General features: G+C 71.3%; 17 protein-coding genes. 9 read left to right on the top strand and 8 right to left on the bottom strand.

The genetic code is table 11. The features are described from left to right. Positions 1-140: 140 nt before the first annotated feature. The 4 genes from HOP40_RS20365 to HOP40_RS20350 form a co-directional block, all read right to left on the bottom strand. The gene (locus HOP40_RS20365) at positions 141-389 is read right to left on the bottom strand and encodes a hypothetical protein (RefSeq protein WP_172160954.1); all 249 of its coding nucleotides are present in this window, start codon (positions 387-389) and stop codon (positions 141-143) included. 379 nt (positions 390-768) lie between these two features. After that, entirely contained in the window at positions 769-1,560 is a 792-nt protein-coding gene (locus HOP40_RS20360) for an FkbM family methyltransferase (RefSeq protein WP_172160952.1), read from the bottom strand. 82 nt (positions 1,561-1,642) lie between these two features. After that, positions 1,643-2,143, bottom strand: coding sequence for a hypothetical protein (locus HOP40_RS20355; RefSeq protein ID WP_172160950.1), 501 nt, complete (start codon positions 2,141-2,143; stop codon positions 1,643-1,645). 118 nt (positions 2,144-2,261) lie between these two features. Next, positions 2,262-2,804: a signal peptidase II gene (locus HOP40_RS20350; protein ID WP_172160948.1), complete on the bottom strand. Its 543-nt coding sequence runs from the start codon at positions 2,802-2,804 to the stop codon at positions 2,262-2,264. Positions 2,805-2,997: 193 nt separating this feature from the next. Here HOP40_RS20350 and HOP40_RS20345 point away from each other — a divergent pair, with 193 nt between their 5' ends. The 3 genes from HOP40_RS20345 (at position 2,998) to HOP40_RS20335 (ending at position 6,546) form a co-directional block, all read left to right on the top strand. Further along, on the top strand, positions 2,998-4,287 hold the full coding sequence (locus HOP40_RS20345) for an Nramp family divalent metal transporter (protein WP_172160946.1): 1,290 nt from the start codon (positions 2,998-3,000) through the stop codon (positions 4,285-4,287). Between the two features lie 94 nt (positions 4,288-4,381). Beyond that, positions 4,382-5,917, top strand: a complete 1,536-nt coding sequence (gene lnt, locus HOP40_RS20340; protein WP_338053077.1) for an apolipoprotein N-acyltransferase — start codon at positions 4,382-4,384, stop codon at positions 5,915-5,917. After that, a complete protein-coding gene (locus HOP40_RS20335) occupies positions 5,914-6,546 on the top strand; it encodes a DUF3105 domain-containing protein (protein WP_172160944.1) in 633 nt (210 codons plus the stop codon). Before lnt ends, HOP40_RS20335 begins: the two co-directional genes overlap by 4 nt. 25 nt (positions 6,547-6,571) lie before the next feature. Here HOP40_RS20335 and HOP40_RS20330 read toward each other — a convergent pair whose 3' ends face one another. Continuing rightward, entirely contained in the window at positions 6,572-8,431 is a 1,860-nt protein-coding gene (locus HOP40_RS20330; protein ID WP_172160942.1) for a bifunctional copper resistance protein CopD/cytochrome c oxidase assembly protein, read from the bottom strand. Between the two features lie 106 nt (positions 8,432-8,537). Here HOP40_RS20330 and HOP40_RS20325 point away from each other — a divergent pair, with 106 nt between their 5' ends. Further along, complete coding sequence (locus tag HOP40_RS20325) at positions 8,538-9,368, top strand: DUF4394 domain-containing protein (protein ID WP_172160940.1); 831 nt, start codon at positions 8,538-8,540, stop codon at positions 9,366-9,368. On the opposite strand, the gene HOP40_RS20320 is transcribed toward HOP40_RS20325, so the two are convergent. Continuing rightward, positions 9,365-9,928 (bottom strand): copper resistance CopC family protein, encoded by a 564-nt coding sequence (locus HOP40_RS20320; protein ID WP_172160938.1) that lies wholly within the window; start codon positions 9,926-9,928, stop codon positions 9,365-9,367. The genes HOP40_RS20325 and HOP40_RS20320 overlap by 4 nt on opposite strands. Positions 9,929-10,203: 275 nt before the next feature. Here HOP40_RS20320 and HOP40_RS20315 point away from each other — a divergent pair, with 275 nt between their 5' ends. The 5 genes from HOP40_RS20315 to HOP40_RS20295 all read left to right on the top strand — a co-directional run bounded on the left by HOP40_RS20315 (position 10,204) and on the right by HOP40_RS20295 (position 14,350). Then, positions 10,204-10,776 (top strand): hypothetical protein, encoded by a 573-nt coding sequence (locus HOP40_RS20315; protein ID WP_172160936.1) that lies wholly within the window; start codon positions 10,204-10,206, stop codon positions 10,774-10,776. A gap of 74 nt (positions 10,777-10,850) precedes the next feature. Beyond that, complete coding sequence (locus tag HOP40_RS20310; RefSeq protein ID WP_205346840.1) at positions 10,851-12,230, top strand: multicopper oxidase family protein; 1,380 nt, start codon at positions 10,851-10,853, stop codon at positions 12,228-12,230. A gap of 121 nt (positions 12,231-12,351) precedes the next feature. Beyond that, positions 12,352-12,903, top strand: coding sequence for an MFS transporter (locus tag HOP40_RS20305; protein WP_172168679.1), 552 nt, complete (start codon positions 12,352-12,354; stop codon positions 12,901-12,903). A 227-nt stretch (positions 12,904-13,130) separates the two neighbouring features. Next, positions 13,131-13,868 (top strand): thioredoxin family protein, encoded by a 738-nt coding sequence (locus HOP40_RS20300; RefSeq protein ID WP_338053026.1) that lies wholly within the window; start codon positions 13,131-13,133, stop codon positions 13,866-13,868. After that, positions 13,865-14,350, top strand: coding sequence for a MerR family transcriptional regulator (locus HOP40_RS20295; protein ID WP_172160931.1), 486 nt, complete (start codon positions 13,865-13,867; stop codon positions 14,348-14,350). The genes HOP40_RS20300 and HOP40_RS20295 overlap by 4 nt, the downstream gene beginning before the upstream one ends. Here HOP40_RS20295 and HOP40_RS20290 read toward each other — a convergent pair. After that, the gene (locus HOP40_RS20290; RefSeq protein ID WP_240157165.1) at positions 14,292-15,260 is read right to left on the bottom strand and encodes an arsenic resistance protein; all 969 of its coding nucleotides are present in this window, start codon (positions 15,258-15,260) and stop codon (positions 14,292-14,294) included. The two genes, HOP40_RS20295 and HOP40_RS20290, sit on opposite strands and share 59 nt — an antisense overlap. A 90-nt stretch (positions 15,261-15,350) precedes the next feature. Next, a complete protein-coding gene (gene fdxA / locus HOP40_RS20285; protein WP_172160927.1) occupies positions 15,351-15,671 on the bottom strand; it encodes a ferredoxin in 321 nt (106 codons plus the stop codon). Between the last annotated feature and the right edge of the window lie 15 nt (positions 15,672-15,686).

Raw genomic sequence — 15,686 nt, 5'->3', positions numbered from 1 at the left:
GACAGCGACACGATCATCCGCGGCCGATCCGGCCGGCGGCAGCGGGGCGCTCGCGACCCGGGCGGTCGGGGGCACTTTCGCATAGTCCGCCGCCGCAGCGGCACCGTGCGGCAGGTCAGGCCGCGGCAGCGCACCGACGCTCATCGGCCGTGCGCGCCGTCGTGCACGGGGGCCACCCACCTCGGGCCGCCACCATCGTCCTCCGCGCTGCCGGTTCCCGCGGGCACTCCCTGGCCGGAGCCGCCGAGCACGGCCGGGCGCGGGAGGTCGGGGACGGGTACAGGCAGGTCGGACATCCGCCCGACCGTCAACGCGGCGGCCGCCGCCCACGCCAACGCAGTCAGGAACACCGCGACCCGCGCGAGGGGCGGCAGCTCGGCATCGTCCATGCCCGCACAGTAGGAACCGGCCGGTGCGACGGGTTGCCTTCCTGAGAGCTCACGCCGCCCTCCGGCGACTCGGGCGCGCCCAGTGGGCCCGCACACCGCCATCCAGACCAGCATGCTGCGCCGGACGACCCGGGTGGGTCTCAGGGCGTCATCCGGCGGGGACGAGGGCGCGACGAACGGCACGTGAGCCATGAGGACGGTCGAGGAGCCCCGCGACTCCGCCGCGCCCGCGTCGACCCGTGGCCTTGATCGCTGCCGACACGCGACAACGCCCTACGCCTCAACCCGGCCGGCACCGCAGCCATGGACCTCGTGTCGCCGCCTGACAGCGTCGCGGGGCACCGGTGGCGCGGATGGGCGCCACCGGTGCCCTGTCGGGTCACCTTCTGACGAACACCAGGTTCTCGCGTTCGACCAGCAGGTCCAGATCGAGCGTGGCGGTGACCTTCCGGAGAGAGCTGGTGACGCCTTGGCCGGGGTACAGGTAGTCGTGCGGTTCGACGAACATCGCGCTCGCCTGGCCGACCCACTCGGTGTCGGCGGAGAAGAGATCGGCTTCGGACCCTTCTATGTCAATCTTCACCAGGAACAGCTCACATTCGTCGCCTTGATCGGCCACGATCTCGGGAACGGTGAGGATCGGCACGTTGCCGGCCACCTCCCGCCGCGTCCCGATCGCGTCACTCTCGCGCCCGTCGGTCACCAGGGACACGAAGCCCCCCGTCGAGCCGACCGCGGCCTGACGTACCCGGATGTCGAAGCCCGCCGTGTTGGCCCGGCACACGGCGGCGTTGCCCGGATCGGGCTCGACGGCGACGACCACGGCGCGCGGATACCTGCGGGCGAACCACACGGCACTGGCCCCGTTGTTGGCTCCGGCATCGATGATCAGCGGCTGCTTCCCCGACTCGAGGATGGCCTCGTAGGCGGCGTCGACCTGTCGATCGTGCACCGGTGACGTGATGCGGTACTGATCCTCGCGGAAGATCTCCCGCACGATGTTCACATCGTGCGACCCGTTACGGATCGTCAGCCGCCCTACGTCGCGCACCGTCACCGTGACCACCCCACCGTCGTCGGTCGCGAGGCGTCGGAGGTGACGCAGCAGGAAGCGAAATCCCAACCGTTTCACATCAAGAATGTTCTCGATCAAAGAATGCAATACGTTCACGTGAGGATACCTCGTTGATTAGGCGCCGCAAAATGGTGCGAGAAACGTGAAATGAATCGGCCGACGTGGCGTCGGCGAAAGCTCAGCGAGCAGCAACAGGGGAACGCGGTGGACCGCGCGTAGGCATCGCGATCGGCCGGTAGCGGCTGGACGGATGGGCCCGCACCGGCGTGCGGAGCCTGCTCGAACCCTCGCGGGCCGCGTGCAGCACCACCGGACGCGTCCGCAACCAGCAGACCCGAACGACGCCGGAGACGGTGGCGATGAGCTGCTCGGTGAAGGTGACCGCGGCCACGAGCGCCAGGGCGACCGCCAACTGCGTGCCACCGACGAACACGTCGGCCTGCCCGACCGCGGGACCGACACCGTGGTCGAGCTGTGCGTGGGGGACAACCTTCACGGCCGCGTGCAGCACGGGCTGGGCGACGACACAGCCGGTGAGGAACTGCAGCAGACCACGGTTCCGGCCGACGAGCAGGACTCGTAGGGCCCCCATCACGATGGTGATCACACCGAGGATGGCGACATGCACGGCCGCCTCTTCAGCGACGATGGCGGACGCGACGGCGACGGGGACGGCCACAGCGGCCGACGCCACCAGGACGGCGCTGTTCTGCCCGACCGCTCGCCCCGGGCTCACCCGGCACAGCCCGACGACCGGAACCGTCTCGCCCAGGTGCCGACTCCCGGTCGACCTCGGGTCACCGCGCAGCGCCGCCCGACCTGATCAGAACTGGCTGTCCCCGCCAGGACAGCACGAACGCCACGGCCACACCGATGGTCAGCGCCGCGTCGGCCAGGTTGAACGCGGCGAACCAGGCGACGTCCACGAAGTCGACGACCGCGCCCCGGCCCGGTCCCGGCGGGCGGGCCAGCCGATCGATCAGGTTGCCGGCTGCTCCTCCGCCGACCAGGCCCAGCACCAGTGCCCATCCGGCCGTGGCGGCCCGACCGGCGAACCAGGCGATCGCGACGACGACGACACCGGCGAAGGCGGTGATGAACGGGGTGAGCGAGGTCCCCATGCTGAACGCCGCGCCGGTGTTGAACGACAGTGCCAGCCCGACACCGGGCAGGATGGGCCACGGTTCGACGAACAGGCGCAACGCGGCTTCCTTCGTGGCCTGATCGACGATCACGACCACAAGCAGCACAACGGCTACCAGTAGCCACCGTTGTCGACGTCGGCCGGCCCGCGCCGGTTCAGCAGACCGCTCTGCACCGCCGACCGCCTCAAGAGCCACGACCCACACGATACGGACATCGCACGCAGCACCCGCGGCGGCATCGACCCACCCGACCACTGCCGCACGTAGGTCTCCGAGTTGCTCCCGGTCGTGCAGCGCATCGCGGCCGAGCCTGTCGAGAACGTCGTCACCCGCCGGAAGGTCAGGCGACCCCGCAGGCAGACGTTAGAGCCGTCTACCATCCGCGGTAATGGCAACTACCGACGCGGCGACCGGCGCTCACAGTCCCGACACAGACGCACCGACGATTGCCGAGATCCGCGCCCGCGGGCCGCTGCGAGGGCGGCTGATGTTCTTCGGGCCCGCCATCGTCGCGGCCATTGCCTATGTGGACCCGGGGAACTTCGCCACCAACTTCTCCGCGGGCGCCCAGTTCGGATACCTGCTGCTCTGGGTGATCGTCGCGGCGAACCTGCTGGCGATGCTGATCCAGTCGCTGTCGGCGAAACTCGGGCTGGCCACGGGCCGGAACCTCCCCGAGATGTGCCGCGACCGTTTTACCCGCCCGGTCTCCCGCGGGATGTGGGTGCAGGCCGAGATCGTCGCGATCGCCACCGACCTCGCCGAGGTCATCGGCGGCGCGATCGCCCTCAACCTGCTGTTCGGCATCCCGTTGTTCACGGGCGGGGTGATCACCGGGATCGTCGCCTTCGCCCTGCTGGCCCTGCAGTCCCGCGGCTTCCGGCCGTTCGAGCGGGCCGTCGCGGGCTTGTTCGCCGTCATCCTGCTCGGATTCCTCAGCACTGTGGTGCGCATCGACATCGTCCCGGCCGACGCGGTGGCCGGGCTCGTCCCGCGGTTCGACGGCACCGACAGTGTGCTGCTGGCCACCGGCATCATCGGGGCTACCGTGATGCCGCACGTGGTCTACCTGCACTCCGCCCTCACCCAGACCCGGGTCCGAGCCGACACAGCGGCCGATCGCCGCTTCCTCCTGCGTCGCCAACAGACCGACGTCGCGGTCGGGATGGGACTGGCCGGACTGATCAACGCCGCAATGCTGGTGATCGCCGCCACGTTGTTCTTCGGTACCGACGTGCCCGACACCGACACCCTCGACGGCGCGTACAACGGACTCGCCCGGGTCCTCGACCAGCCGGCCGCGTTCGCGTTCGCGATCGCGCTGCTCGCGTCCGGCTTCGCATCATCCGGCGTGGGCACCTACGCCGGGCAGGTCGTCATGCAGGGTTTCATCCGACGGCAGATCCCGCTGCTGCTGCGGCGCGCACTGACCCTGGCCCCCGCGCTCGTCGTGCTCGGCATCGGCATCGACCCCACGCGGGCACTGGTGCTCTCGCAGGTGGTGCTGTCCTTCGGCATCCCGTTCGCGCTCGTCCCGCTGGTCCTGCTCACGCGTCGCCGCGACATCATGGCCGAGCTGGTCAACCACCGCCTCACCACGGCAGTCGCCGGCCTGGCCGCGGTCGTCATCATCGGCCTCAACGGCTTCCTGATCTGGCAGACCGTCACCGGGGCCTGACCCCAGCGACGCGCACCCCAGGTGGTCGACCCGAACTTCTACACGCGATAGTAGAAGTGCCGACCAACCGGCCGGGCCGGACCGAGAGGGACACATCATCAATACGGACCTGCCGTCGGCACCGGGAGCCGCCCCTGCTCGCGTCGACAGGCCGGGCACTACCGGTCCGGCGACGCGCCTGCATCTCGCGATCCTGCTGGCCGCCGGCGCGGGCGCGACCTGGGCGCTCGGGGCGCAGCCCCGAGGATGGTGGCCGCTGCTCCCGCTCGGAGTGGCCGCGCTGACCATCGCCCTGCACGGGCGCGGGCTCCGCGCCCGGCTCTGGCTCGGCGGTCTGGCCGGCGCCGTGTTGTACGGCACCACGCTGGGCTGGCTCACCGGCTTCGCCGCAGCCGGGTACGTCGCGATCGCCGCGTTGGAGGCCGTCATGCTCGCCGCAGCGGTCGGTCTCGTGCCCACCGCCCGCAGCGGTCGTTGGGCGGGAGGCTGGTGGGCGCTGCCGGCCGGGCTGGTGCTGCTCGACGCCGCCCAGACCCGGTTCCCGTTCGGCGGCTTCCCGCTCCCCGCACTCGTGCACGGGCAGCTCGACGGCCCGTTCGTGCTCGCCGCGCCGCTGGGCGGCTCGCTGCTGGTCACTGCCGTGGCCGCCACCGCGGGCGTCGGCCTGGCCGCCCTGGTCCTCTCGAGCGGCCGGGCGCGGCTGATCGCGGTGGGTGCGGCGGTGGCCGTGGCGGGTGTCCCCGTCGCCGTGGGCGCGGCCGTCGCCACCGACGACGCCGGCAGCCTGGACGTCGCGGTCGTGCAGGGCGGCGGGCCGCGCGGTCTCCGCGCGGTGTTCACCGACCCGCAGGACACCACCGACCGGCAGTTCGCCGTGGCGGAGCAGATCGAGGGCTCCCCTGACCTCGTGCTTCTGCCGGAGACCGTGATCAGCGTCGCCGGGTCGATCGCCGGCTCGGCGGGCGACGTACGCACCGCGGAGCTCGCCCGCCGCCTCGACGCGCCCATCGTCGTCGGGGTCGTGGAGAACCAGGGCTCCGGCTTCCGCAACGCCGCCGTGCTGTGGGGCCCCGACGGCACGATCCTCGGCCGCTACGAGAAGGAACACCGCGTCCCGTTCGGCGAGTACATCCCCGGGCGCGAACTGCTCAGCCGCGTCACCGACCTCACCGCGCTCGTGCCGCGCGACGCCATCGCCGGTGAGGGCACCGCCGTGCTGGAGTCCCCGGCCGGGCCACTTGGCGTCGTCATCTCCTACGAGGTGCTCTTCGCCGACCGCGTGCGCGAGGCCGTCACGGCAGGCGGGAGGATCGTCCTCGTGCCTACCAACGCCGCGTCCTACGTCACCGAGGACGTGCCGGCGATCGAGGTGGCCGGCGCTCGGCTGCGGGCCCTGGAGTACGGCCGCACGGTGCTGCAGTCGGCGCCCACCGGCTACTCCGTGGTGGTCGCTCCCGACGGGCGGGTGCTTGCCCAGAGTGGCCTCGACGGCCCGGCGCTGCTGCGTGAGACGGTGCCGCTGCGCACCGGCCTCACGCCCTACGCCCGCACCGGCGACGGCCCCATGCTGGTGCTCGCCGCACTCGCGCTACTGCTCCCGGTACTGATGCGCAGGCGGGCCGCCCGATGAGCGAGCAGCCGGAAGACCGGCCGGTCGGCCGGTGGTCGCGGATCGGCGGGCCGCTGGTCCTGCTGTTGGCCGCCGCGTCGTTCGGGGTGGTCGCGGTGAGCGTCCTGATCCCGTCCGATGCCGAGCGGGAGCTTGCCTCCTTCGTCCCCTCGGCAGAGCAGCCCGATCCCTCGACGCGGATCCCCGGCATCGTCGTCACACCGGTCGCCGACCACGACCACGCAGCTGCTGCGACCGGCTCCCCCGCCGACCGCACGACCGTTCCCCCCGTCGGCGGCCCGCACGGCCCGGGGTACGCGGCGTGCGACGGGGTCGCCTACCCCGATCCGATCCCCGAAATCGATGCCGTGCACGCCATGGAACGGGGTGCGGTCTGGATCACCTACGACCCTGCCCGCACCGCTCCGAACACCGTGCAGGCCCTCACCGTCACGCGGGTCACCGACGCCGACTTCATGCTCATGTCGCCCTATCCCGGTCTCGACAGCCCGATCTCCTTGCAGGCGTGGGGACACCGGCTCGCCCTCGACACCCCCGACGACCCGCGTTTCGAACTGTTCATCCGGGCGCTGAGCGACAACCCGTACACGGCTCCCCTGCCGGATGCCGACTGCGCCCCGGGCACCTGACTTCTCTCGGTCGCGCACCCGGGAATCACCGTGCTCGCGCCCGTGCCACCCCTACCGCGAGGATCGGGACGAGCGCCACCTGTCCCACCAACCACACGGCGCCGGCGACGCGTTGCTGGGCCAGCAGGTCGGGTACCCACGGCAGGCCCAGCCCTCGGTAGAACGTCGCGGCGATCGGCTCGGTGCGCAGCAACAGGCCGATGCCTACCCCGGCTTGGACGAGGCTCAGGAGGGCCACCGCCCGGCCGCGGGCGACGGCCCCGGTCGTCAACGCCCCAACCAGGACGACACCGACCGACAGGAGCAACGCGTCCAGGGCCAGGCGGCCCGGCTGTGACGAGAGCAGGGAGTCGATCAGCCCGAACCCGTAGAGCATCGCCATGGTCGCCGCGAAGACGAGCACCGCGGGGACCGGACGGCCCAGCACGGCGACCGTCGGGTGCGCGAGCACCCGGTTCACCTCCGGCACCGCCTGCCGGGCGAGCGCCAGCGGCGCCCCGAGCACCAGGAGCAGGGGCGCCACCAGCGTCAGCAGCAGCTGCGCCGCGACACCGACGCTCAGCATGGCCGCGCCGTAGCGGCCGAGACCGGACGAGGTGGCGAGGAGCACCACAGCACACCCGGCCAGCCACGCCGACGACCGGCGAATCGGCCACGCCCGCCCCTCCGCGCCCAGCCGCCGCACACCGGCCAAATAGGCCACCAGCATCACCACGACGACGACGACGAAAATGAGGTCCGGTCGCCCGTCGACGACAAGACCGCCGACCCCGGAGGGTGGCCCGGCCAGCTCGTACCCCAGCTCCTCACCGGTGCGCGAGGGTTCACCGGTCTCGCCCGGGGCCGGGGGCGGCGTCCGCCCCAGACCGACGGCCAGGCCGATCGTGGCCAGCATCAGCAGCACCTCGCCCGCCCCGAGCCGCAGGAGCGCGCGGCGGTCACCCCGGACGGCCGGGGCCAGAGCGCTCCGCCGGTGCAGGTAACCGAGAACCCCGAGCAGCATCAGCGACGCCGTCTTGGCCACCGCGATGACCCCGTAGCCGGACAGCAGGTTCGGCAGCGTCAACGGGATGCGGACCGCCAGGTTGGCCAGCCCCGACAACGCCATCAGCCCCCAGCACCATGCGGCGATCATCGAGAAGCGCGGCAGCACCGTGCCCAGCTGGTCGGGCGAGGGACGCGCGGCGAGCGACAGCACCGCGATGAGCCCGCCGACCCATACCGCCGCGGCCACGATGTGGATCATCAGGCTGTCGGTGGCGAGGTCGTGCGACCCCCCGACCGCGGAATGTCCGGTGGCCGCCACCGGCAGCAGCCCGACGACCGCGGCCCCCAGGAGCACACCGGCCCACCCCCACGTCAGGGTCGCCCGGCAGCCGGCCGCGATCAGAGTGGCCAGTACCGCGGTGAGCAACCATGCCGCCGACGTCGGAAGCAACGGCAGGGCTGCGGCCAACGGACCGAGTGCCAGCACGTCACCGACCGGGCGTCCCAGCACCTCGGCCACGGTCAGCGGGACCATCACCAACGCTGCCCCCGCCCACAGCCACGCGCATCCGGCAGCCACACGGACGGATCGGTACCCCGCGATGTCGAGGTACCCGCTGGCCTGTGGGGCCGCCAGTACCGCTGCGAGCAGCAGGAACCCGACCGTCGCCGCCGCACCGATGTCGGCCACCACCCGTACGGCAGGCAGCCCGTATCGCACGACGAGCCCGGGATCCGGCAATCCGAGGACGTCGGCGATCGCCGACCCGGCGGAGGCCGTCAGCCACAGCGCAACGAGCAGACCGAGCGAGGTCCCGGCCACGACGAGGGAGCCGACGGCCGACCGAGACCGCCCCACCCGGGCCGGTCCGGAGGGCATGACCTGCTGATGTGGCATCTACACACCGTAGAACCCGCTCGGTCGGATGAACGCCACGGGCCGGTCGTGCGTAGGAAGGGTCGGCGTACCACCGCGCCCACTTTGCACACCGAAGGGCCCATTGATGCGCACGTCCCTGAGAGCCGGCCTCGTCACCGTCGCCACCGGCGCACTGCTCGCCGTGCCGCTGTCCGCCGCTTCGGCCACCGAGCGGCACGCCCTCGACGTCGTCGGCCTCGTCGACGGCATCACGCTGGTCGACTTCGAGACCGACGACACCGACCAGCACGGCGCCACCGACGTCACCGGCCTCGATGGCGACGTCTCGCTCGTCGGGATCGACTACCGAGTACAGGACGGGGCCCTCTACGGCGTCGGCGACGCAGGCGGCATCTACACGATCGACGGGCACGGCAAGGCCACGAAGGTCGCCCAGCTGAGCATCGACCTCGACGGCGAGCTCTTCGGCGTGGACTTCAATCCCGCCGCCAACGCACTGCGGGTCGTCAGCGACACCGGCCAGAACCTGCGCCAACCCTTCGCCATGCCCGGTGCCCCGACGGTGGCCGACACCGCCCTGACCAACCCGGCGGTCGCCCCCGCCACCGGCACCACACCCGCCGCGGGGGTGACCGCGGTCGGGTACACCAACAACGACGATGCAGCCGGTACCGCCACGACGCTGTTCGCCGTCGACACGGCCGCCGACCGGGTCGCGATCCAGTCCCCCGCCAATGCCGGGACGCTCGCCCCGACCGGCGGTCTGGGGGTCGACGCCGGCCCGGACGCCGGGGCCGACATCTATACGGCCGGCGGCGGCAACCGGGCCTTCGCGACGCTCGAGGTCAGCGGCACGCGCCGTCTGTTCGAGGTGGACCTGCTCACCGGAGCGGTCGAGCACCTCGGGGCGCTCGACGGCGTCACCGACATCGCCCTGCCGATCGACCAGGGCTAGTACGTCGAAGCTCGTCGCCGCCCGCTGAGCCATCGCACCGCCACCACCGAGCACCCGATCACCACAGCACCACCCACCAGCCACGCCCATAGGTGGAGAGGTGGATGCTGGGCCGCCTCCTCATGGTGACCGGAGCCAGCGGTGGCGGTGGGCGGTGTCGCGTGCTGTCCATGGACAGGGCCGCTGGTCTGGCGGACGACGGAGCCCGTCACCGTGAAGCTGATGCTGCCGCGAACGGGATGGCCGTCGGTGGCGACGGCTCCGTACCGGAGGACGTACTCGTCGTTGATCAGGGTCGGCAACGGCTGCACGACCACGGTCCGCGTCGTCGTCGGTGGGGCGAGTTGAGCCTGAAATCCAGCCGAGCCGATCAACCTGATGGTGACGGAACCAGCATCGAGCTCGTCGCCGAACTCCAGCGTGACCGGACGAGCGACCCCGTCCACCGCCCCACCGTCGACGGGATCACTGCGCACGAGGTCGGAGTGGGCCAGCGCCGGGCTGCCGGTGAGCAGCACCAGCGTCGCCGCGATCAGCGGCGCGCCGATGGTTCGCAGCACGAGCCCGACCCGACCGCGAGCACGCGTCGCTGCCGCCACCGTCGCCATCCCTCCACGAGACCCCGTGCAGAGATCGCCGAGACGCCAGCCCGTTCGGGCTCGCGGGGTCCCAACTGTATCCATGACCTGCGCCGGATCTCCTCCACCATGCGGACGGCGGTGACGAAAGTCGGCCCGTCAGCGAATTCATCCTCATCAGCTGCTCCACGGGAGGATCGATGCGCCGACTCGGATGCGGAACCCGGAACGGCGTCATCACCCTGCGTGCGGTCGCCGTGCTGTCGCTCCCGCTGGTCGCGGCAGCCGGATGCGGCAGCGCCGCGCCGACCGACGTACCGCTGGCCTCCGGCACCGCCACGGGTTCAGAAGCGAGGCCGGACACGGTGTTCGTGGGCCGATCGGCCGACGGCGTCATCGCTGTGGCCATCGCCGTTCACGACGATCGGGCCACCGGGTTCATCAGCGACGGCCTCCAGATCGGTGCCTGGTTCGACGGCGCGGCCACCGGCGGACTGCTCGATCTCCGCGCACTCGACGGGTCGACGCTGGTCGGGGGGATCCACGGCCGGGTCGTCCACGGTGGGGTCACCCGCGGCGACGGCGCCGAGTGGTCGTTCGTGGCCCTGCTGGGAGAGGAACCGACCGGCCTCTACACCGCCACCTCCAGCTCGGACACCGACGACAGAGTCGGCTGGATCCGGTTCCCTGACGAATCCGCGGTCGGCACAGCCGACATCGGGGGGTCCACCGGGCCGGCTCCATCGATCGCACCGACGATCACTGTCGAGGACACGCGATTCGAGCCGTCCCACCCGGTGGTCGGCGGTACCGAGATCGGACCGGGATGACGCCAGGGACCCACCTCGGGAGGGGCCGGGACGTACCCCGGCGAGACACCTGGACGCGCCGCGAGGTCTTGATGATGGCCGGCGCCGGAGCGGGAGTTCTCGCGCTGGGCGCCTGCTCCGGCATCACCCTCGCTGGGACGTCCCAGCTCGGGCCGGTCACGACGCTCGGGTTGGATGCCAGGCAGGTCCGGCTCGACCTCGAAGGCACCCCCGTCGAGACCTGGGGCTACAACGGCACCGTTCCCGGACCGGAGATCCGCCTCCGGGAGGGAGAGACCCTCCGTGTCCCGCTGCGCAACGGGCTGCCCGATCCGACCACGGTGCACTGGCACGGCATATCGCTGGTCAACGCGATGGACGGGGCCCCGTTCCTCACACAGGCGCCGGTCGAGCCGGGCGCTGGTTTCGACTACGAGTTCGTGGTGCCCGAGGCCGGCACGCACTGGTACCACGCCCATGTCGGGCACCAGCTCGATCGGGGCCTCTACGGTGCCCTGATCGTGGAGCCGCGCCACGAGGAGCTCTCCTACGACCGGGAGTACACCCTGCTGCTGGACGACTGGCGCGACGGGCTCGACGACCGACCCGAGTACTCCGCCGGCCACGGCGGCCACGACGCGACGGACGACCCCGCTCTCCCGGCCGATCCCCGCGAGTGGGTCTCCTTCGGCGGCCGCTTCTACCCGCTGACCCTGGTCAACGCCCGGCCCCCGGCCGACCCGTACACGCTGGACGTCCGCCTCGGCGAGCGGATCCGACTACGAGTGATCAACGCTGCGGCCGACACCGGCTTCCGCTTCGCCATCGGCGGCCATCGGCTGACCGTGACCCATGCCGACGGCATGCCGGTGCAGCACGTCACCGTCGACGCCATCCGTATCGGCATGGGCGAGCGCTACGACGTCCTCGTCGACGCCGACGCCCCGGGGGCGTGGCAGGTGGGCGTCATGCCGGAGGGACGAACGGGATACGGCCGAGCGATCCTGCGCTACCTGGACGCCGCCGGATCCACCGCACCACCACCCGACCTGCACCCCACCGAGCTCGACGGGCGACTCCTGACCTACGACGACCTCGTCAACACGGGCAAGCAGGAGACCCCGGCCGCCGGCTCCCCGGACCGGACGTTCGCGCTAACCCTGTCCGGAACCGACATCCTCGCCGACGGCCTCGACCCCACCGAACCGTTCTTCGTCGACTCCGGCGAGTGGGTGCGCTTCACCCTGCGCAACGAGAGCATGAAATGGCACCCCATGCACCTGCATGGACACCATTTCCGGGTGTCCACCCCCGGTGGGAACGGGCCACTCAAGGACACCGCCGCGGTTCCGGCGCGCGGCGGTGAGCTGACATTCGACTGGCGCGCGGACAATCCGGGCGCCTGGATGTTCCACTGCCACAACCACTACCACATGGAGGACGGCATGATGCGCACCGTCACTTACCGGGCCTGAGGTCACAGTCTCTGCTGCTACCCCCTCCGTCTTGTGTGGACAGTCGGGTGCAGCAGTGGCACACCGAGCCATGCTCCGAGCCATCCCAGCAGAACGGCGACCGCCGCTCCGCGAGTGAGGGCTGCTCGCCGCCCTCTCCGCCGGCGCCACCAGCGCACTGCTCGTGGTACTGGCCCGCGACCACCTCACCCTGGCGCCCAGCGGCTACGGACTGCTCCTCGGCGCGATCGGCGTCGGCGCCGTGCTCGGACCGTTCCTGCTCACCCGCCTGGTCAGCGACCCACGGCGACCCGTGTTCGTGTTCGGGCCCTACGTCCTGCGTGGCCTGGTCGACCTCGTACTCGCCACGTTCACCGCCCTGCCACTCACGCTGGTATCCCTCGCCGTGTACGGGATGGGCACCTCCAGCGGCGCGGTCACCTTCAACTCGCTGCTCCAGACCCACACCCCCGCAGACGCCCGCGGCCGCATCTTCGCCAGCTTCGACGTGTTCTGGCAGCTCGGCCGGCTGATCTCCCTGCTCGTCGGCGGGCTGCTCGCCGCCGCGATCGGCATCCAGGCCGTCTACTACCTCGGCGGCGCACTCCTACTCCTCGCCGCCACCATCGGATGGCACGGGGCACGCGCCGCGGGAGCGACATCGAACGACGTCACGGACCCGGACAACGGGTAGCGCGCGAGTTATCACGAGATCATCCAGCGCCGCAGCGACCACACGTCTGGGCAGCCGGTAATCCGCAGAACCCGTCGAGCTGCGTGGCCGGTGCTCCTCGAACGACTGCGGCGCGGTGCAGGCAACTCTGCCCGCTGGCGTGGGCCCCCAGACCAGCTCGCGGCGCCCAGCTTCCGGGACTTGCATCCGGTACCTGGGTACAGGCTTAGCGTGGTGTCGGGCCCGAGATGCGGGCCGTGATGGAGGCGAGTGCGGTGCGCGACACAACGGGTGCGGGCGTCTTGACCGAGGTCGGTGACGCGACGTTCGATCGGCAGGTGCGCACGGGCGCTGGGCCGGTACTGGTGGAGTTCTTCGCGACCTGGTGCGGGAACTGCCGCCGGTTCGCACCGACGCTGCAACAGGTCGCGGCTGAGTACGCCGACCGGGTACCGGTCGTCACGGTCAACGCCGACGAGAACCCGGAGCTGGTGCGCCGCTACGGGATCTCCTCGACCCCGACACTCGTGCTGGTCGAGGGCGGTGAGCCGATCGGCACGCTGGTGGGTGCGCAACCCGCGCAGGCGGTGCGCGACCTGCTGGACCCGGTCCTGGCTCAGAGCGCAGGTGCCGCTGCGGCGTCGCCGGCTCCGTCGGGGTCGTGGGTGCCGGCGGATGCGTGCACGCTGCCCACCGAGGAGCAGCCGTTGCGGGTCGCGGAGTTCGACGCCCTGTTCGCCACCGCGCTGCGTCGGCTGGAGCGGCGGGAACCGGGCTGGTTGCGGCTGGTCCTGGCGGGTGACCCGGACGTGGAGGCCTCCGCGCGGGAGCTGATCGCCCGAGAGTCGACGTGCTGCTCGTTCTTCGACTTCCAGCTCACCCCCGCCGGCGAGGAACTCCAGCTCGACGTGCGGGTCCCCGACACCCGGGTCGACGTGCTCGACGGGATCACCCGCCAGGCCCACGCAGCGGGCTCGAGGTCATGACCGGGGCGCTGCGGTCGGGACAGCTGGCCGGCGCGGCCGGGGTGAACGTGCAGACCCTGCGCTACTACGAGCGCCGCGGCCTGCTCCCTGATCCGCATCGCTCACTGGGCGGGCACCGCGAGTACGGCCCGGACGCGCTGCGGGTGCTGCGGACCATCAAGGCCGTGCAGCAGCTCGGGTTCACCCTCGACGAGATCGCCGCCCTGCTCGACCTCGGGTCGCACCGCGGCCCGCGACCGGGACTGCGCGCGGCCGCGCAAGCCAAGCTCGCCGACGTCGACGCGAAGATCGCCGACCTGACCGCGGTCCGGGCCACGCTGCTCGACGTCCTCGACGCCGGATGCACCGACCTGGACACCTGCTCGTGCGCGCCGGCGTGCCCGATCCCCTTCCGCGCCCTCGCCCACCCCGTTGACGTGCCGATTAGCGAATCGACCGTGCCTGCGCAGGGACCAGCCACGGGACGGCCCGCACGTAGATGACCATGCCGATGAGCTCGACCAGGGTTTGGGTGACCACGATGACCGGGGTGATGGCGTAGGCCTCGGGCAAGGCGAGCGCCAGGGGGAGCACGACGAGGGAGTTGCGGGTGGCCCCGCTGAAGATCAGGGCCCGGGAGGAGGGGACGTCGAGTCGGAACACCCGGGCAAGCAGCAGACCGAGACCGGCCATGACCACAAGGAACGCCACGTAGAGCGGTACCACGCTTACGACCGCGCCGACCTGGTCTTCGATCTTGGGGAACTGGCCGGCGACCACGACGAACAGGGTCACGGCCATCAACGGCACCATCGCAGCGTTCATCACGGAGGTGATCCGCTCGCCGGAGCGATGCCGGGCGGCGAAGGTCTCGGTGGCCCACGCCAACCCCAGGGGCAACACGATGAGGATCAGGAAGGCCTCCAGGAACGGGCCGATCTCCACGATGTCGGCCAAGCCCGGCCCCATGAACAGCGCCAGCAACAACGGCAGGGCCACCATCTGGGCCAGCATCAGCAGCGGGGCCGCGGCCAGGAGCCGCTGGTGGGCGCCGCCGGCCAGCCCGGAGAACACGATCACGTAGTCGATGCAGGGGGTCAGCAGCACCAGCAGGACACCCAGGAGCACCGCCTGCGGTAGCGGGATCAGCGCGATCGCCGCGGCGGCCACCACCACCGGCACGACGACGAAGTTGAGCACCATCGTGGCGCTGAGGAACCGCACGTCGCGAAAGGCGCGGGTCAGCGCCGTGAACGGCACCTGCAGGAACGTCGCGTACAGCAACGCCCCCAGCACCGGGTAGATCGCCAGTTCCAGAGCCGACGCGCCCCCCGGCAGGACCAGCCCGGCGACCGCTCCCAGGACCAGGGCGGCGAGGTAGATGACGATCTGGTGGCGTTCGAGCCACTCCACTCGTGACACGCACACGCTGCACATTTCCCGGGGGGTTCAGGGGTCCCGCAGGAGAGCGTGACCCGGATCGTGGTGGTGGGGGTGCGCCGGCTACGCCGGCTGCGGGGGCAAAGCCGCGACCACTGGATGATCGACAGCAAGGGGGCCGGTCTTGGCGGCACCGCCCGGCGAGCCCAGACCGGTGAAGAACTCCGCGTTCACCCGGGTGTAGTCCGACCATTGCTGCGGTAGGTCGTCCTCGTAGTAGATGGCCTCCACCGGGCACACCGGTTCGCAGGCGCCACAGTCCACACACTCGTCCGGCTGGATGTAGAGCATCCGCCCGCCCTCGTAGATGCAGTCCACCGGGCACTCCTCGATGCACGACCTGTCCATCACGTCCACGCACGGTTGCGCAATCACGTAGGTCACTGCGCCACGCCCGCT

The sequence above is a fragment of the Pseudonocardia broussonetiae genome (assembly GCF_013155125.1).
Classification (GTDB): Bacteria; Actinomycetota; Actinomycetes; order Mycobacteriales; family Pseudonocardiaceae; genus Pseudonocardia; species Pseudonocardia broussonetiae.
This window is presented reverse-complemented; position numbering and strand designations above follow the sequence as displayed.